We start from the raw sequence: 17,349 nt of genomic DNA, 5'->3' as shown, positions 1-17,349 counted from the left end.
GCAGGTTTACATTAAAAGAACGGGAGAATAAAGATACCGATTACAATTGAAATTGCACCGATACCAATTGCCCAAGCACCTAAACCATTGGCTCCTCTTCTTCTGGCAACGAAGCCTAACACAATCCCTGCAGCACCAAAAAGTATTGGCATAACAAATAGTGATAAAATCGAAAGCACTAACGCAAGCGTCCCGATACCAGTACCACCAGCAGCTTTTTCCCTTACCCCATCGTGTTCCTTTCTGCGAACAAGGGGAGCAGGTGCAGCAATCTCTGCAGCTGTCTCTTCCCTATATTCAGAAGAATGTATCGGAACCGAAGCACCAATCCTTGGCGTAGACTCATCTTTTTTCAAAGTGTAGTGAGCCTTAATAGGTTCAGTAAATTCTGATGCGGTTTCCTCCCTAAATGAAGCAGGAGAATTGGGTATATCTTGACCAATTGTTGAGCTTTGAAGAGCCTCTTGCACTTTCGTGTCTCTTTCGTCTGCCATCCTAATCCCTCACTTTCAGTAATAGGAGCATTAATTATTGTTTGCTTTAGAATCAATTTTAGTATGTCAATGTTTGCCTAAAATAGTTTTTTATTTCTATTCTTAAAAAATTAATTGTAAATAGTTACTTTATTGAACCCAATACTTTGGTAAAATATAAAGAAATACGGAAAAGAAATAGGAAAGTGAGTCTACACATGAAAAAAAGATTTGGTATCGATATCGATGGAACCGTAACGTGCCCAAAATCATCCATCCTACCTGTTATTAATAAAGCATTTGGACTGAACATATCGTATGAGGACGTTACCCAATATGAATATACTCCATACGTAAATGTCTCTGAAAAGGTGTTTGCTGAATGGTTTACAGCAAACGAACCGGTTATTTACGCCAATTCCCCACTTGCGAATGGAGCAGAACATGTCCTTAAAAAATGGGAAAATCAGCATGAATTGTTTTTTATCAGTGCTCGCAGTTCTCATTTGCTTGATATTACCATTAAATGGTTTATTAATAATGGCTTAACCTTTGATCACATTGAATTAATTGGCTCACATGACAAAGTCGCATCCGTTAAAAAGCATCGCTTAGATATCTTTTTTGAGGATAAGCATGATAATGCGGTTATGATACATGAAGAGTGTAAGATCCCAGTCATTTTATTTGATACGCCGTATAATCAAGACCCCATTCCAAATGGGGTAATTCGTGTTAATAACTGGAATGAAGCAAAGAATTGGGTAGAACATTGGATGAAGGAAAGTCGCCCATTGGTACAAACGTTCTAACAATACCTATAAAAAAACAGCTTGTGAATTTCACAAGCTGTTTTTTAATGACACTCAGGACAAAGACCGTAAATCTCGAATTTATGACCGGAAATGTCGTATCCTTTTAAATTTTCACTTAGATCTTGCATTGGGCAGGTATCAATTTCTTTCGTTTTTCCACAAGTCAAACAAATGAAATGATGATGATGGTGCTGCCTTGAACAAGAAAAACGGAAGTGCTTTTCACCTGATAATTCAGTCATCTCTAGAATTCCCATATTAACAAATAAAGAGAGATTCCGATATATCGTATCAAAACTCAGACCAGGGTAATCATCTTTGAGGTGATCCAATACGTCCTTAGCCGTTAAATATTTATCACTTTCTGCAAACAATTGCAGCATATCTTCTCTTTTACCTGTTTGTTTAAATCCCTTTTCTTTTAAATATTGTATCGCTTCATCAACGTTCACCAGGCTGCCCCCCCTTATGAATTAATAATTTTTTGTAAAAGATGGAGATAATTAAGATGAGAACGGCAATCATTACGATTGTTCCTCCGGGAGCCAAATCTAGGTAGTAAGCTGTAAACAAGCCGCCTAGAACTGAAACTTCGCCAAACAAAACAGATAAGAAAATGGTTTGCTTAAATCCTCTCGCGATCCGAATGCTGGCAGCAACAGGTAATGTCATTAGTGATGACACCAACAAAATCCCAACAATTCTCATCGATGCCGCGATCACCAAGGCTACCATGACAATAAAAATGAAATGAATACTTTTTGCTGCAATACCGGAGGCTTTGGCATGTTCCTCATCAAAAGAAAGTAAAAACAGTTCTTTATATAATAAGATAATCACCAGAATCACTAAAATTCCAATTATAAACACGACCCATAAATCAGTTCTGCTAACGGCGGAGACACTGCCGAACAAATAACTGAATAAGTCAGTATTAAAGCCATTGGCAAGTGAGATAAATATGACACCTAAGCCAATCCCGCTCGAAAGGATAATTGGAATCGCAAGTTCTTGGTAGTGCTTATAAACACTTCTTAGTTTCTCAATGAATAGTGATCCTCCCACTGAAAAAACCATTCCTAAGTACAGTGGATTTAAACCCGCCATCATGGCCACATTTCTTTCTACAAGCAAACTAGCTGCTATCCCGGCTAATGTTACATGGCTTAGGGCATCTGCTATTAATGATAATCTCCTGACAACAACAAACACTCCTAATAACGGGGCAATAATCCCGATCATCATCCCAGTTAAAAAGGCATTTTGTAAAAATTCATAATGGAAAATTCCTTGAATCATCTTATAACGCCTCCGTGCTCATGATGATGGGCTAGCAGGTGAACATCGTGCCCATAGGCTTTAGACATATCATCCGCTCGGAGTTGTTCAAATTCGTTTGTTTCTCCATGAAAATGCAAATGTTTATTTAAGCAGGCTACATGTGAAACTTTATCCGAGATTGTTCCAATATCATGTGTAACCAATAGAAGGGTAATTTCACGATTTTTATTTAATTCACCAAGCATTTGATAAAAATTACTTACATTCTCCGCATCTACGCCTACGGTGGGTTCATCAAGAATAAGGAGGCTCGGTTCACTAACTAGGGCTCGGGCAATAAAAACTCTTTGTTGTTGACCTCCAGAGAGTTCGCCAATATTTCTGTTACTGAACTTAGTCATCCCAACTGCATCCAAGGCATCGCGAACTTTTTGAGCATGCTCCTTTTTAAAAAACTTAAACATTCCTAGCTTTTTCGTCAAACCACTCTCGACCACTTCCGATACAGTTGCCGGAAAACCAGTGTTGAAGGAATTAGCCTTTTGAGAAACATAGCCAATTTTTTGCCAATCCTTAAATTTATTAATTTCCTGGCCAAATAAATAAATTTCCCCTTTTTGCGGCTTTAATAAACCTAAGATTAACTTCAAAAGTGTTGATTTACCAGAACCATTAGGCCCGACAATCGCTAAGAAAGAACCATGAGGAACAATAATATTGATATCCTCCAAAACCGCATCTTTTTCATAACGGTAAAAAAGTTTTTTTATTTCAATAATTGATTGCATAAATTGCACATCACCTTTTAATTATAAGAATCATTCCGATTTAACTCAAGTAGTATACAATAGGTCTGATTGATTGTAAAGCCAATAACACTAAAGTTAGTTAGTTGTTTCAAAAAATCTGTAATCACACTCTGGGAACTTCATCATACATTAAGGTGAGGAGTGGTGAGTGTGACAATTTTTCAGAGCATCATCAATCATAAAATCAATACGATAACCGCTGAAGAACTGCTAAAATATGCAGAACAGTTTAATATCTCTGTGACTAAGCAGCAAGCTGCGAAAATTGCGGAATACTTAAGAGGGAAAAATGTTAATATTTTTGATGATTCACAAAGGGCTCAATTAGTAAAAGAAATTGCCAAAACTGCTGGTCCTACAACCGCGCGAGAAGTAAATAAATTATTTATGCAACTGGCCAAAAAGTAAAAAGCTGTGACTTCTCACAGCTTTTTTCCTTATGATTCCATGATTAGATTCAGCAAATTCTCATCAAACTTCTGCTCACGAAGCATATTGATTTCATATTTATAGGGTGCTTTTTTATTATTCTTATCTTCACCCACAAATGGAGTTTCTAAAATTTTAGGAACATCTGAAAGTTGTGGATGGTGGACGATATAATTAAGTGCCTTGAAGCCGATATGGCCAAAACCGATATTTTCATGTCTGTCCTTTCTCATCCCGACAGCATTCTTACTATCATTAATATGCAAGACCTTCAGTTTGTCCACGCCAATAATTTTATCAAAATCATTTAAAACTCCATCGAAATCCTCGACAATATTATAACCCGCATCATGGGTATGACAAGTATCAAAGCAAACGGATAGCTTATCACTATAGTTGACACCGTCCATAATCATGGCTATTTCCTCGAACGATTTACCACATTCAGAGCCCTTCCCTGCCATCGTTTCCAAGGCAATTTGCACTTGCTCTTTCCCTGTTAGAACTTCGTTTAATCCTTCGATAATTTTTTTAATGCCCGCTTCCGTTCCAGCACTAACATGTGCTCCTGGATGTAAGACAATTTGCTTTGCTCCGATTGCTTCGGTTCGTTCAATTTCTGATCGAAGAAACCTGACACCCAATTCAAATGTATCTGGGTTAGTTGTGTTTCCAATATTGATGATATATGGAGCATGGACAATAATTTCAGAAATACCGTTTTGCTCCATATGTCTGCGTCCAGCTTCAATATTAAGGTCCTCTATTTTTTTTCTTCTTGTATTTTGCGGTGCTCCTGTATAAACCATAAACGTGTTTGCACCATAGGAAACTGCTTCTTCACTTGCTGCAAGAAGCATGCCCTTTCCACTCATTGATACATGCGATCCTAATTTCAGCATGACTTTTCTCTCCCTGCTTCCATTATTTTTTTCTTTGTTCGATTCTTCGTTCTCGTTTTTTTATTTTATCCATTTCCCACTGCATTTTCTTTTTATAACCAGGCTTCACTTTGGTTGGTTTCTTTACCATTGATTTGGCTTTTTGATCGGCCTTATCCTCTTGTCTTACACGGGTCTTCCGCTTATTACGCTCATCAATTTTCACAAGTTCGTTATTTTTAAGATCAACGTAATTAAATTGTATCCCCATTTTCTCTAATCGATTTAACGCATCCTCATCTGATGCTTCATAGATTGTCAGTGCAATCCCAGAATATCCGGCACGAGCAGTTCGCCCGACGCGATGGATATAAAAATCTAAGTCTGTAGGAAGCTCATAATTGATGATATGGCTGATCCCTTCAATATCAATTCCTCGTGAAGCAAGGTCCGTCGCAACTATATATTGGTACTCTAAATCCTGTATTTGTTTCATCATTTGTTTTCGTTCACGCGGGTTTAAATCACCATGAACTCGGCCAACCTTTAATCCTTTTTCATTTAAAAAGTAAGCGACCTCTTCAGCCATTTTTTTAGTATTTGTAAACACAATCGCTAAATAGGGATTGTAAGCAACAAGTGCATCATGAACCAGCTGCTTCTTACTCCGATGTCTTGAAGGAAGGAGGTAGTGCTCTAGATTTTCTGCTGACCTTCTTTTCGGTTCAATTTGAATTGTTTTCGGATTTTCCATATACTTTTTAAGGAAAGGTTTTAATTTTTCAGGGATTGTTGCTGAGAAAACAAGCATTTGCAGATTTTCAGGCATTTTTCCAGCCACTCTGTCCAAATCCTCAATAAATCCCATGTCTAACATCATGTCTGCTTCATCGACCACCAGTATTTCCGCAGTATGAACAAATAACGCCTTATCACTCATCAGGTCCTTGATTCTTCCAGGAGTCCCGACAACAATATGTGGTTGGACTTTTAATTTTTCAATTGTTCGCTGCTTGTCTGTTCCCCCAATGTAGCATCTAGTCATTATCGCTTGCTCTGGGTTGCAGTGTTCGGTTATTTTTAGAATTTGATGGTAAATTTGCGAGGCTAGTTCTCTGGTAGGTGCAGTTATGACAGCCTGTACTTCCGAGCGTTTCGGATCAATTTTTTCAAGAATAGGCAGGACAAAAGCGAGGGTTTTCCCCGTCCCTGTTTGAGATTGGCCAATTGCACTTTCTCCCTTTAAAGCAACCGGGATCATGCGCTCTTGAATTTCAGTCGGATTGGTAAAACCGAATCCTTTAATAGCTTCTATAATAAATGGTTGAAACGTAAAACGATCAAAACGATTTTCTTTCATATTGTTTCTCCTTATATTAAAACTTTGAATTAGTTTTTCTTATTTCAGCATGATTAACACTTTTTATTCCATCATGCAATTATAGTCAATATTCCTTCAAAACTCCAGTTATCTTTCATTTTAATATCATTTTCTACCTTCTGCTAACTTTTAAACAACTAAATTTAGTCTTTGTCCTGTGCATAATACCTAAACCAAATTAGGATAAATGCATAATTTAAAGCATGAGGCAATTTGAAAGGAGGCTAAGATATGCAACCAAGATCTAGAATGCCAATGCAAGGGGGAATGGGACCTGGGCCATTCGGGCGGAATAATCAGATGATGAATCCCGGATTTAACCCTTTTGGCAGCAGGAGCCCAATGATGGGGCCCTCATCCAACCAATTTGGAGGAGGATTCAACCCAATGATGGGACAAATGATGGGAAGACCGAATCAGATGAATACACGGGGCGGTGGAATTCTTTCGAAATTATTTGGAAGAAGCAACCAAGCAGGCGGCTTTATGGGAATGCAATCAGCTGGCAAAGCTGCATCCGGAGGTGGAGGTCTGCTTCAATCGTTAAGTAGCCCCGGCGGCTTAACAAGCATGTTAAATAATACCCAGCAGGTACTAAAAACAGCCCAATCCCTCGGTCCAATGGTCCAACAATATGGACCAATGATTAAAAATCTCCCTGCCATGTGGAAAATTTATAAAGGATTTAAAAATGCCACAAAGGATACGGATGCGGCCTCAGACAAAAATAGCCAACAAACCGAAGCAGCCTCAGAAGAATCATCTTCTCATGACGTATCTGAAAATAAAAGTACCCAAAAAAAGGTCAAACGCAAGAACCATCAACAGCCAGTTTCTTCACGAAAAACTTCTTCCCAAAAGGGATCTTCCATTCCTAAAATGTATATTTAAATGAAGGATGCTGGCAACAGCATTCTTTTTTTCCTAAAACTGTTAAGGAAAAATGTATCTTTGTATTATATCTATTAGTTTTATATAATAAATACATAAAACTATGAATCAATGTCTTTTTTAGGGGGACTTTTAATATGCAAATCATCAAAATTTCACCACGAGGCTATTGCTACGGTGTTGTTGATGCAATGGTAATTGCACGTAATGCCGCTTTAGATAAAACATTGCCTCGCCCTATATACATATTAGGGATGATTGTTCACAATAAACATGTTACTGATGCGTTCGAGGAAGAAGGGATTATTACCCTAGATGGAAAAAATCGCAAGGATATTCTCGATAAAGTAGACACAGGAACCGTAATATTTACGGCCCATGGAATATCGCCTGAAGTAAGAGAGTTAGCTAAAAAGAAAGGACTAGTAACGATAGACGCTACCTGTCCAGATGTAACTAGAACCCATGATCTAATTGAAGAAAAAACAAAACAAGGATATCAAGTCATCTATATAGGAAAAAAAGGCCATCCTGAGCCTGAGGGCGCCGTTGGGGTCGCACCTGAAATGGTACATTTGGTTGAAACTCCACAAGATGTAGAGCTCTTAACAATTGACAGTAACAAATTGTTAGTCACTAATCAGACAACAATGAGTCAATGGGATGTATCCGATACGATGAAAAAAGTTCAGGAAAAATATCCACATGTTGAAGTCTATAATGAAATTTGCCATGCAACACAAATTCGCCAAGAAGCAGTTGCTGAACAAGCAACAGAAGCAGATGTAACGATTGTTGTCGGTGATCCGAAGAGTAATAATTCCAATCGTCTTGCACAAGTTTCAGAAGAAATCGCCGGAACAAAAGCGTATCGAATTGCTGATATAACCGAGTTAGAAATTGATTGGATTAAAAACGCGAAAAACGTTGCCGTCACATCAGGAGCTTCCACTCCGACACCAATAACAAAAGAAGTTATTACATTCCTGGAGCAATTTGATCCAAATAATGAAGTTACATGGGACCGCCGCAAAAAAGTTCAGCTGAGCAGAATTCTCCCAAAGGTAAAAAAATTATAAACCTAAAAATAATCGAAAGAACCGAGTCTACATGACCGGTTCTTTTCTTTTATATAAATTGGAATGGATCGGTATTTTCAGCAGAAGGAAAAATCTCCACTTCAAAACCTGAATCATGGCACATCTTCTGTAGAACTGTTGTTAACCCTTTTTTCATTACTTTTTCAACATTATGACCTGGATCAATCATATTCAAGCCTTGCATCATTGCATCATGTGCGGTGTGATAATAAATATCCCCCGTAACATATACATCTGCCCCTTGAAACTTGGCATTCATAAAGTATTTATTTCCATCTCCGCCTAACACAGCTACCTTTTTAACTTTTGAAGACAAATCCCCAACCACTCGGACATGAGAAACTTCTAATGTCTTTTTAACTTTTTCCGCAAATTCTTCTAATGTCATTTCAGGAACTTTTCCGATACGTCCAAGACCGAGTACTTCTCCTTTGTTTTCAAGTGGATAGACATCATAGGCCACTTCTTCATATGGATGGGCTTTGATCATGGCCGTTATTGTCTTTTTGAGAATAGATTCTGGGACAATCGTCTCAATCCTCACTTCCTCCACTTCTTCTAAACGGCCTGTTTCACCAAGAAATGGAGTCGTATTTTCTCCTGGTAAGAATCGTCCCGTACCACTTCCGGAAAATGAACAATGGCTGTAGTTCCCAATAAATCCTGCACCTGCATTTCCAAGAACCTTCCTGAGATCCTCTGCATGACTGACTGGAACAAAAACAACTAATTTCTTAAGATTAGTTTCGAATGTAGGTACTAGAACCTCTGTACTTTCCAGCTCTAGTGCTTCTGCAAGCAGATCATTTACCCCGCCTGTTGCTATGTCAAGATTCGTATGCGCTGCGTAAACAGCAATATCGTGTTTCAATAATTTTTCAATGATTTTCCCCTGAACGGATTCCGTTAATAAATTCTTAAGGGGACGATAAATAATCGGATGATGAGCGATAATGAGTTGGACATCTTTTGCAATCGCCTCATCGATAACATTTTCAAGGACATCGAGTGCAATCATGATTCGCTCTACTTTTTTATTTAAACGACCGACTTGTAATCCAATCTTATCACCCTCCATCGCCAATCCTTTTGGTGAAAACTGTTCAAACAATTGAATGACTTCATGGCCATTAGGAATTTTCATCCATTAAAACCTCCTTTACAAGCTGAATTTTGCCAATAATTTCTTGCTTTTTATCTTCCGTTTCAGGAGATTGTGCTGCATTTTCTAGTGCCTTATATATACGTTTCCAGTTATTCAGTTCTGCCGTCCATTTTTTCTTAAAAGTCTCATCCAGTTCTTCAACAAGGAAAGGTCCAACTAATAGCCCTAAATCTTGATTTTTATTATACGGCTTATACGGGTCGCCCTTTTCTCCGATTAATATTTCGTATATTTTCCCATCTTCTTCAAGTATTTCTTCCGCAATAAGCTCCCAATGATTTTCTATAAACCATTGCCTAATGGAAATAGCATTAATATTGGGCTGTAAGACAAGGCGCTTGACTGAGGTTAACTTTTCTTTACCATTCTCTAAAATACTCGCAATTAAAGCCCCGCCCATACCAGCGATAGTAATACAATCGACTTCTCCATCTTCAATAACCTCTAGACCATCACCCATTCGCACCGAAATGATATCCGTCAATCCTTCTGCTAATACATTTCTTTCAGCTAATTGAAATGGACCTACTGCAACTTCACCTGCAATTCCAAATGATATCCCTTTGTTTTTCGCTAGGAAACAAGGTAAATATGCATGGTCTGAGCCAATATCAGCAACCCTCGCCCCACTTGGGACATATTTGGCAACCGCTGCTAACCTAGCTGATAATTTATCTGTATTCAATCATACCACCACTTTTATATGTAATTTATATAGTATAAAAAAAGTCCTTTACAGATGCAAAGGACCTTTTTTACTTATTTTATTGTTGCTAACCAGTCTGCCATTGCAGCTGCTTGTTCTTCTGGAACAAGTCCTGCTGGCATACCTGTACCCTTACCTTTTGTTACAAAGGTCATAATTTCTTCTTTAGAATACTTGCTGCCTACACCTTTAAGTGATGGTCCTACAACCCCTTGGTACTGATCGCCATGACAACCAATACAAGATTGCTTGTAAATGTCCTCAGGCTTTGATGCGGCAACCTCAGTTTTCTCAGTGCCTTCTCCTTTATCCTTCGCAATTTCTTTACTATCACCAAGACCTTTGAAAGACAAAATTAGCATCAGCACAATTCCAAAAGCCATGATAAGAACGTAAGGAATAACCGGATTTCGCTTCATGATATTACCTCCCTTATGTACGAACGTCAGTAAATATGAAAATAGTCTGCAAACAACTACTATTTTACTCGAAAAAGAACAGAAGGAAAAGCCCTAAACTTATTTTATCACTATAATCTTCATAAAAAAAAGAAAACAGGCTAAATTTGTAAAATTTTCTAATTTAGCCTGTTCTAAATTTCACTCTTTTATCTTATTAACATCCAATTAACCTTGAAATGACCATTCTTTGGACCTCTGAAGTACCTTCGCCAATTTCAAGCAGCTTTGCATCTCTCATCATTCGCTCCACATGATATTCTTTCATATAACCATAACCGCCATGAATTTGAACAGCTTGGTCAGTCACTTCCATGCAAATTTCTGATGCATAGAGTTTACACATTGCTGACTCCTTTGAAAATGGTCTTCCCTGATCCTTTAACCAGGCTGCCTTATACACCATATTCCGGGCCAATTCGATCTTCATGGCCATATCAGCAAGCTTAAACTGTATAGCTTGGAAAGAGGAAATAGACTTCCCAAACTGTCTCCTTTCCTTTGCATAGGCTAAAGCTTTTTCATAAGCCCCCTGAGCAATTCCTACAGCCATCGCACCAATTCCTATACGACCACCGTCTAACGTTATTAAAAACTGTTTAAAACCCTCTCCACGCTTGCCTAAAAGGTTCTCAACAGGCACTCGTACATCCTCTAACACTAATTCGGTTGTATTTGATGAATGCAGGCCCATTTTCTCATAGTTATCAATAATAGAGAATCCATCTGTACTAGTTGGAACAATAATTGCACTTATTTCTTTTTTTCCGTCCTTTTCTCCTGTAATGGCCGTTAACGATAGGTGCTTGGCATAACTAGCATTTGTAATAAAACATTTATTTCCGTTTATGACAAACATACCGTCTTCTTCACGTGCAGATGTTCTAGTCCCGCCAGCATCAGATCCAGCGTTAGGCTCTGTAAGCCCAAACGCACCAAATGATTCCCCAGTACAAATCGGAGTTAGATATTTTAACTTTTGCTCCTTGGTGCCAAATAAATTTAGTGGTGCCCCTCCTAAAGAAATATGAGCAGAATAGGTAATCCCTGTCGAGCCGCATGCTCGGCTTAGCTCTTCGGTTACAATCGCAAAGCTGACTGTATCTGCTCCTCCCCCGCCGAATTCCTCAGGAAAAGGCAGTCCCATAATGCCCATTTCAGCTAATTTTTTAAATATTTCTACTGGAAATTGTTTATTTCGGTCGCGCTCAATCGCACTTGGTGCGACTTCCTCTTCCGCAAATTGACGCATTGTTCTCTTTATCATTTCCTGCTCAGAAGTTAAGTCAAAATTCATGTTCATCCCCCTTATCAAAAACCAAATGAATGCGCTTTCTTTACTATTATAAGAGGAATTATCTTTATTTCACAATACTTAAAAATTTTAAAAAATATTCTATTATATGGATATAATAAAAATTCAATCAATGATAACGGATAACTAAAATATTTCACTATTCTGTTAATGGAAAACAAATTCTATCTCTTTTTTACAAAAGTAAAAGATAAAAAACCATGTCAGGAAATTCTCATGTCTATTTGCAAAATGAGAGACAATTCAGTAAAATGGATTCAAATACAGAAAGTGCTTACATTTCCATTTATGATATTACGTATGCTTGGCAAAAAAAATAGCCTACTTCAAATGATGAAGTAAACTATTTATTAATGAATTTTATTCTAAGAAATCTTTTAATCGCTTACTGCGGCTAGGATGGCGTAATTTCCTTAATGCCTTAGCTTCAATTTGACGGATACGTTCCCGTGTAACACCGAAGACTTTACCAACCTCTTCAAGTGTACGAGTTCGGCCATCATCCAGTCCAAAACGCAGGCGGAGGACATTTTCTTCTCTGTCAGTAAGTGTATCTAGGACATCTTCCAACTGCTCTTTTAATAATTCATAAGCAGCATGTTCTGAAGGAGAGGTTGCATCTTGGTCCTCAATAAAATCACCTAGATGGGAATCATCTTCTTCACCAATTGGTGTTTCAAGTGATACAGGCTCTTGGGCGATTTTCAAAATTTCTCTAACCTTATCAGGTGTGAGATCCATATCTTCACCAATTTCTTCTGGTGTTGGTTCACGGCCAAGATCCTGAAGTAACTGACGCTGAACACGGATTAATTTATTAATCGTTTCAACCATATGCACAGGAATACGAATCGTCCTCGCTTGGTCAGCAATTGCACGTGTAATCGCTTGGCGAATCCACCAGGTTGCATAAGTACTGAATTTAAAACCTTTTTGATAATCAAATTTTTCAACGGCCTTAATTAATCCCATATTTCCTTCTTGGATTAAATCAAGGAACAACATTCCGCGGCCCACATAACGCTTGGCAATACTTACTACCAGCCTTAGGTTTGCCTCTGCAAGGCGTCGCTTGGCTTCTTCATCACCTTGTTCAATACGGAGAGCCAATTTTTTTTCTTCATCAGCGGAAAGCAGGTCAACCCGGCCGATTTCTTTTAGATACATACGAACCGGATCATTAATCTTAACTCCAGGAGGAACGCTAAGATCGTTTAAATCAAATTCATCATCATCACCTTTTGCCAATTGCTTAGGATTTGGATCTTCCTCTTCACTATCGCCAACTAGTTCAATACCTTGGTCACCGAGGAACTCAAAAAATTCTTCCATTTGGTGAGAATCTAATTCATAGTTAGCCAATTTCTCAGCAATATCATCATAGGCAAGGACGCCGGTTTTCTTCCCCAGTACCGTTAACTGGTCTTTCACTTGTTCAAAAGTGAATTCATTTTCCACTTCTTTTGAACGGGCTGATTTTTCAGCAGCCATATGTCCCACTCCTTCCAGAATCAAAGACAGTAAAAATGGAATCTATAGAGATTTACGCAATTGAAGAATTTCCATTGCAATTGCAGCAGCTTTACTAAAATCACTTTGCCGCTCTGCTTCTTTTTGTTCCACTTCTTTTTCTTTTATCTTTAACAATTTTTGATAATTCAACACCTGTTTGATATAATCACTTAATTCATGATTTGTTAACTCATCGTTAATGGGCATCATTTCAATGTTTGCAACCATTCGTCTGAGATTATCATCTTGAATATAGGACAAAAACGCACTTGAATCAGACTGGAAATGTTCTTCATAAAATGCTAACAGATAGGTTATTATTGCCTGATGTTCATCAATATTAAACGTATTACCCTGTAACAAATCCTGCACCTTATAAGCCACATCTCGATCCTTTAACATGTGAGCAATTAATCGTCTCTCTGCTGTATAATGCTTTGGCTTAAGTTTGCTATCTTGCTTTGGGACTAAAATAGGCTTATTTGCAGGTTGCTTACTTCCAGTTGATTTTCTTTTTTCTGCGAAGAATATCTCCTTTTGCTGCTGTTTTAAAGCATCAAGTGAGAGTGAGAATTCAGCGGCAAGTTGACGTAAATAGTGATCCCTTTCAACTGCTTTATTCAAAGTGCTGATTTCCTTTATTAACACTTCGATATATGCAAGTCTATCTCCTTCAATTTGCAGATTTTTCCCCCTGCGAAAGTAAAGAAATTTGAACGCCATCCACGTTAGACTTGCACTAATAACCTCATTTCGGAATTTTTCGGGACCATTCTTTTTAATATATTCATCTGGGTCCATTCCATCTGGCATCATCGCAACCTTTACTTGAAATCCACCATTACTAAGATGGTTTCCAGCACGATAGGCTGCCTCAATTCCGGGTTTATCAGAATCGTAGCAAATGGTTACGGATTGGACATTTTGCCGTAAGAGGGCTATATGTTCATCTGTCAAGGAAGTCCCCATCGTGGCTATACCATTTTCCACACCAGCGCGATTTGCAGAAATAACATCAGCAAATCCCTCAAATAAAACAGCAAATTGCGATTTTTTTAAACTTGGCTTCGCATTATGGTAATTGTATAAAATTTTACTTTTATTAAAGATTGGCGTTTCAGGACTATTTAAATATTTGGGCTCGTCGGCCCCAAGTGTTCTTCCTGAAAAAGCAATCGTATTGCCGTTTCGGTCAAAAATCGGAAACATAATCCGATCCCTAAATCGATCGAAATAAGTCCCATCTCTTTCACGTTTGATAATTAATCCGGCTTTCTCCATCCATTCAGGCGGAAAATCTCTTTTTGAAAGAAACTTAAAAACATAATCCCATGAATTTAAAGAATACCCAATTTGAAACTTATCTATTGATTCTCGAGTGAATCCCCTCTGAAGCAAATATTCCAAAGCATGTTGACCTTCTTTTGTATTTACTAGCAAATGATGGTAAAATTTCTGTAACAGCTCATGAGCACCTAAAAATGCTTGGTGCTCTTCCGAAAACTTTTTCTCACCATATCCGCCAGACAAATTGATTTCAAGGTCTATATTAGCCTTTGCAGCTAGTTTTATGGCTGCTTCTTGGAAGGAGATCCCTTCTAGCTCCATTAGAAATGAAAAGACATTACCACCAGCGCCGCAACCAAAGCAATGGAAAATTTGTTTATCAATAGATACAGAAAATGACGGGGTGCTTTCTCCATGGAATGGACATAATCCGAAGTAATTTCGCCCCTGCTTTTTCAGTTGAACATAATCGCTGATTACTTCGACAATATCAACAGACTGACGAATTTGATTAATCTTTTCTTCGGCAATACGTTCTGCCATGTAAAACAACTCCATTTGGTCTATCAGGTATTCGGCAGGCACCCTCTTAATTCCTGCAAAATTCGACAAAATTTTTGGAATTTAATTCTGTCTTAAATTTTTCACGCTCTTCTGTTTGAAAAAGTTTTGGTTCCTTTCCATAAATCCCCCTTTTTCTTGCTTGTGCACATCAACATATTTCCAGTTTGTATATGTAGAGTTTTCTTCTTTCATATGATGAACGTAGAAAGCAGCAAAAAGAATATGAGGACTAAACACCAACACTATTTCGACAATCTCCGTTTAATCCGGGCATGAATCTACACCGGCATAAATAGTCGAATTGCCGTTTACATAAGTATTAATTCTACATTACTCCGCATATTCCTTCTTTAAGAAATAACTTTTGCAAAAGGAGTTATGTCGAATTCTTTTTAGGGGGTCCCCTTGACATCTAACAATAAATAGTTTATTCGTTCATAAGCAAGTCTAAACCTAAAAAGATATATTTTTATCACAATTTTTTATTATAGTACATTTATTATCATTTTACCATAACTTTTTATCATTATTATTCCACTTTCTATCAGTAGAAAACACATAATCAAATGATTATGTGCTAGACTCTCCCTTTATGAAAATAATTTAAGATAACATTTGCCGTTTCTTCAACCGCTTTATTGGTAACATCAATAACTGGGCAATTTATTTTCTGTACTACTTTCTCAAAAAAGATTAATTCCGCTTTAATCCTGTCGAGCGTAGCATAACTTGCCTTATCATTTAAGCCTAAAGAAATTAACCGTTCCCTTCTGATATGGTTTAACTTTTCAGGACTTATTTTCAAACCAAAACATTTCTCGATTGGAACTCTATAGAGTTCTTCTGGCGGATCCACTTCTGGTACAAGCGGGACATTTGCTACCTTTAATCTTTTATGAGCTAAGTACTGTGAAAGTGGTGTTTTTGAAGTCCTTGAAACCCCTATTAATACAATATCTGCTTTTAATATTCCTCTCGGGTCACGACCATCATCATATTTAACGGCAAATTCGATTGCTTCGACTTTTTTAAAATAATCTTCATCCAATTTTCGAACAAGTCCTGGTTCACATAAAGGTGTTTTTCCACTAAACTGTTGAATCTGATCCATAATTGGACCAATTAGATCGACAGCTAAAATCCCTTCCTGTTCAGTTCTATTCTTAATATATGTACGCATTTCAGGTTTGACCAGCGTAAATGCAACCATTGCTTTATCTAATAAAACCAGTGAAAGAACTTCATCAATATGTTCCTTATCTTCCACATATGGGAATCGTTTTAATATCATTCCTGAGCCATTGAATTGGCTTATTGCTGCTTTTGTAACTAATTCAGCTGTTTCCCCCACTGAATCGGATACGACATAAATAATTGGCGAACTCATTCTCCCTCAACAACCCCTTAACATATTATCTTTGTTACTCATCACCCAGTGCGACGAACGCTTTGGTAATACTTGTTTTGGTTATTCTTCCGATAACCTCAAATCCATTTTCTGTTTTCCGAACCACTGGAAGTGCATCGATTTGTTTTTCAATTAATTTCTTAGCGATATCAATTAATAAATCTTCTCGTTCACACATAGTGATATTAGGCATTCTTGTCATTATAATATTAACAGGAATGGTGGTTAGTTCTTGCTTCCCTATACTAGCACGGAGCAAATCCTTTCTGGATAATACTCCAACAAGAATGGTGTTTTGATCTACTACAAATAAGGTTCCCACATCTTCCAGGAACATCGTACAGATGGCATCATAAACGGAAATATTTTCATTCACCACAACAGGGATAGACTGATATTCCTTCACGTATATTTTTTGTAAATTTTCGGTTAAAAGCTGTGTCCCTGATTTCCCAGTATAAAAATAACCTACACGGGGCCTTGCATCTAAATAACCTGCCATCGTCAGAATGGCAAGATCCGGTCTAAGCGTCGCCCTAGTCAAACTTAGTTGCTCTGCAATATGTTCCCCTGTGATAGGCCCGTTTTCTTTTACAATTTGCAAAATATGTTCTTGCCGTTTGGTTAGTTCGATTGTTCACACCACCTTAGTTTCCCATTTAGAAAGGTTTTTATCTCAAGATACTTACTTTATTAGAAATATTATATACTATTGAATCTATTAAGAAAACTCGCCAATTGGCGAGTTCAGACTGTCGACAAATCCGAAGGATTTCGGGTTTTAAATCGACAGTCTTTTTTGTTTGGCTCATTAAACTAGTCTGTTGATTTCCGTTCCAGGCGGCTTCGCTTTCCGCGGGCGGTTCGGGGAGCC

General features: G+C 37.8%; 19 protein-coding genes. 4 read left to right on the top strand and 15 right to left on the bottom strand.

The window, feature by feature from the left end; all coding sequences use genetic code 11:
• Window positions 1-11: 11 nt before the first annotated feature.
• On the bottom strand, window positions 12-494 hold the full coding sequence (locus ACE198_RS11115) for a DUF4190 domain-containing protein (RefSeq protein WP_251457309.1): 483 nt from the start codon (window positions 492-494) through the stop codon (window positions 12-14).
• A 197-nt stretch (window positions 495-691) separates the two neighbouring features.
• On the opposite strand from ACE198_RS11115, the gene ACE198_RS11110 reads away from it, so the two are divergent.
• Window positions 692-1,285, top strand: a complete 594-nt coding sequence (locus tag ACE198_RS11110; protein ID WP_251457311.1) for a 5' nucleotidase, NT5C type — start codon at window positions 692-694, stop codon at window positions 1,283-1,285.
• Window positions 1,286-1,329: 44 nt separating this feature from the next.
• Here the strand turns inward: ACE198_RS11110 and zur are convergent, their stop codons facing one another.
• The 3 genes from zur to ACE198_RS11095 are packed head-to-tail and all read right to left on the bottom strand — an operon-like array spanning window position 1,330 to window position 3,357.
• Window positions 1,330-1,740 carry a zinc uptake transcriptional repressor Zur gene (gene zur, locus ACE198_RS11105; protein ID WP_251457313.1) on the bottom strand — a complete coding sequence of 137 codons (411 nt, stop codon included), beginning with the start codon at window positions 1,738-1,740 and terminating at the stop codon, window positions 1,330-1,332.
• Window positions 1,730-2,587, bottom strand: a complete 858-nt coding sequence (locus ACE198_RS11100; RefSeq protein ID WP_375375621.1) for a metal ABC transporter permease — start codon at window positions 2,585-2,587, stop codon at window positions 1,730-1,732. Before ACE198_RS11100 ends, zur begins: the two co-directional genes overlap by 11 nt.
• The gene (locus ACE198_RS11095; RefSeq protein ID WP_251457318.1) at window positions 2,584-3,357 is read right to left on the bottom strand and encodes a metal ABC transporter ATP-binding protein; all 774 of its coding nucleotides are present in this window, start codon (window positions 3,355-3,357) and stop codon (window positions 2,584-2,586) included. Before ACE198_RS11095 ends, ACE198_RS11100 begins: the two co-directional genes overlap by 4 nt.
• A gap of 171 nt (window positions 3,358-3,528) precedes the next feature.
• Here ACE198_RS11095 and ACE198_RS11090 point away from each other — a divergent pair, with 171 nt between their 5' ends.
• Window positions 3,529-3,786 carry a DUF2624 domain-containing protein gene (locus ACE198_RS11090; protein WP_251457321.1) on the top strand — a complete coding sequence of 86 codons (258 nt, stop codon included), beginning with the start codon at window positions 3,529-3,531 and terminating at the stop codon, window positions 3,784-3,786.
• 29 nt (window positions 3,787-3,815) lie between these two features.
• Here ACE198_RS11090 and ACE198_RS11085 read toward each other — a convergent pair whose 3' ends face one another.
• Complete coding sequence (locus ACE198_RS11085) at window positions 3,816-4,709, bottom strand: deoxyribonuclease IV (protein WP_098575524.1); 894 nt, start codon at window positions 4,707-4,709, stop codon at window positions 3,816-3,818.
• 22 nt (window positions 4,710-4,731) lie between these two features.
• Window positions 4,732-6,048 carry a DEAD/DEAH box helicase gene (locus tag ACE198_RS11080; RefSeq protein WP_098575525.1) on the bottom strand — a complete coding sequence of 439 codons (1,317 nt, stop codon included), beginning with the start codon at window positions 6,046-6,048 and terminating at the stop codon, window positions 4,732-4,734.
• Between the two features lie 252 nt (window positions 6,049-6,300).
• On the opposite strand from ACE198_RS11080, the gene ACE198_RS11075 reads away from it, so the two are divergent.
• Both ACE198_RS11075 and ACE198_RS11070 read left to right on the top strand, forming a co-directional pair.
• A complete protein-coding gene (locus ACE198_RS11075; RefSeq protein WP_251457323.1) occupies window positions 6,301-6,960 on the top strand; it encodes a YqfQ family protein in 660 nt (219 codons plus the stop codon).
• Between the two features lie 137 nt (window positions 6,961-7,097).
• A complete protein-coding gene (locus tag ACE198_RS11070; protein ID WP_251457326.1) occupies window positions 7,098-8,039 on the top strand; it encodes a 4-hydroxy-3-methylbut-2-enyl diphosphate reductase in 942 nt (313 codons plus the stop codon).
• A gap of 49 nt (window positions 8,040-8,088) precedes the next feature.
• Here ACE198_RS11070 and ACE198_RS11065 read toward each other — a convergent pair whose 3' ends face one another.
• From ACE198_RS11065 to ACE198_RS11025, 9 genes are all read right to left on the bottom strand, one after another.
• Window positions 8,089-9,204: a Nif3-like dinuclear metal center hexameric protein gene (locus tag ACE198_RS11065; protein ID WP_251457329.1), complete on the bottom strand. Its 1,116-nt coding sequence runs from the start codon at window positions 9,202-9,204 to the stop codon at window positions 8,089-8,091.
• Window positions 9,191-9,910: a tRNA (adenine(22)-N(1))-methyltransferase gene (locus tag ACE198_RS11060; protein ID WP_251457334.1), complete on the bottom strand. Its 720-nt coding sequence runs from the start codon at window positions 9,908-9,910 to the stop codon at window positions 9,191-9,193. The genes ACE198_RS11065 and ACE198_RS11060 overlap by 14 nt, the downstream gene beginning before the upstream one ends.
• Window positions 9,911-9,984: 74 nt before the next feature.
• A complete protein-coding gene (gene cccA, locus ACE198_RS11055; RefSeq protein WP_098575530.1) occupies window positions 9,985-10,350 on the bottom strand; it encodes a cytochrome c550 in 366 nt (121 codons plus the stop codon).
• 196 nt (window positions 10,351-10,546) lie between these two features.
• Window positions 10,547-11,686 carry an acyl-CoA dehydrogenase family protein gene (locus tag ACE198_RS11050; protein WP_375375620.1) on the bottom strand — a complete coding sequence of 380 codons (1,140 nt, stop codon included), beginning with the start codon at window positions 11,684-11,686 and terminating at the stop codon, window positions 10,547-10,549.
• 378 nt (window positions 11,687-12,064) lie between these two features.
• Entirely contained in the window at window positions 12,065-13,195 is a 1,131-nt protein-coding gene (gene rpoD, locus ACE198_RS11045) for an RNA polymerase sigma factor RpoD (RefSeq protein WP_098575532.1), read from the bottom strand.
• Between the two features lie 42 nt (window positions 13,196-13,237).
• Window positions 13,238-15,046 (bottom strand): DNA primase, encoded by a 1,809-nt coding sequence (dnaG, locus tag ACE198_RS11040; RefSeq protein WP_251457339.1) that lies wholly within the window; start codon window positions 15,044-15,046, stop codon window positions 13,238-13,240.
• Between the two features lie 598 nt (window positions 15,047-15,644).
• Entirely contained in the window at window positions 15,645-16,454 is an 810-nt protein-coding gene (locus tag ACE198_RS11035; protein WP_098575535.1) for a pyruvate, water dikinase regulatory protein, read from the bottom strand.
• A 34-nt stretch (window positions 16,455-16,488) separates the two neighbouring features.
• Complete coding sequence (ccpN, locus tag ACE198_RS11030) at window positions 16,489-17,109, bottom strand: transcriptional regulator CcpN (RefSeq protein WP_098575536.1); 621 nt, start codon at window positions 17,107-17,109, stop codon at window positions 16,489-16,491.
• 37 nt (window positions 17,110-17,146) lie between these two features.
• On the bottom strand, window positions 17,147-17,349 hold a 203-nt coding region (locus ACE198_RS11025; protein ID WP_375375619.1), incomplete at its 5' end, for a hypothetical protein.

The organism is Neobacillus sp. KR4-4, assembly GCF_042136325.1.
Taxonomy (GTDB): Bacteria; Bacillota; Bacilli; order Bacillales; family Cytobacillaceae; genus Neobacillus.
Note: the sequence above shows the minus strand (reverse complement) of the source record. Positions and strands in the feature narration are given on the sequence as shown.

What these genes read in the sequence shown, in the direction of transcription:
- ACE198_RS11070 (WP_251457326.1), top strand. Translation starts at nt 7,098, where the DNA reads ATGCAAATCATCAAAATTTCACCACGAGGCTATTGCTACGGTGTTGTT.
- dnaG (WP_251457339.1), bottom strand. Translation starts at nt 15,046, where the DNA reads ATGGCAGAACGTATTGCCGAAGAAAAGATTAATCAAATTCGTCAGTCT.
- ACE198_RS11035 (WP_098575535.1), bottom strand. Translation starts at nt 16,454, where the DNA reads ATGAGTTCGCCAATTATTTATGTCGTATCCGATTCAGTGGGGGAAACA.
- ACE198_RS11100 (WP_375375621.1), bottom strand. Translation starts at nt 2,587, where the DNA reads ATGATTCAAGGAATTTTCCATTATGAATTTTTACAAAATGCCTTTTTA.
- ACE198_RS11080 (WP_098575525.1), bottom strand. Translation starts at nt 6,048, where the DNA reads ATGAAAGAAAATCGTTTTGATCGTTTTACGTTTCAACCATTTATTATA.
- ACE198_RS11065 (WP_251457329.1), bottom strand. Translation starts at nt 9,204, where the DNA reads ATGAAAATTCCTAATGGCCATGAAGTCATTCAATTGTTTGAACAGTTT.
- ACE198_RS11085 (WP_098575524.1), bottom strand. Translation starts at nt 4,709, where the DNA reads ATGCTGAAATTAGGATCGCATGTATCAATGAGTGGAAAGGGCATGCTT.
- ACE198_RS11075 (WP_251457323.1), top strand. Translation starts at nt 6,301, where the DNA reads ATGCAACCAAGATCTAGAATGCCAATGCAAGGGGGAATGGGACCTGGG.
- cccA (WP_098575530.1), bottom strand. Translation starts at nt 10,350, where the DNA reads ATGAAGCGAAATCCGGTTATTCCTTACGTTCTTATCATGGCTTTTGGA.
- rpoD (WP_098575532.1), bottom strand. Translation starts at nt 13,195, where the DNA reads ATGGCTGCTGAAAAATCAGCCCGTTCAAAAGAAGTGGAAAATGAATTC.
- ACE198_RS11095 (WP_251457318.1), bottom strand. Translation starts at nt 3,357, where the DNA reads ATGCAATCAATTATTGAAATAAAAAAACTTTTTTACCGTTATGAAAAA.
- ACE198_RS11110 (WP_251457311.1), top strand. Translation starts at nt 692, where the DNA reads ATGAAAAAAAGATTTGGTATCGATATCGATGGAACCGTAACGTGCCCA.
- ACE198_RS11115 (WP_251457309.1), bottom strand. Translation starts at nt 494, where the DNA reads ATGGCAGACGAAAGAGACACGAAAGTGCAAGAGGCTCTTCAAAGCTCA.
- ACE198_RS11050 (WP_375375620.1), bottom strand. Translation starts at nt 11,686, where the DNA reads ATGAATTTTGACTTAACTTCTGAGCAGGAAATGATAAAGAGAACAATG.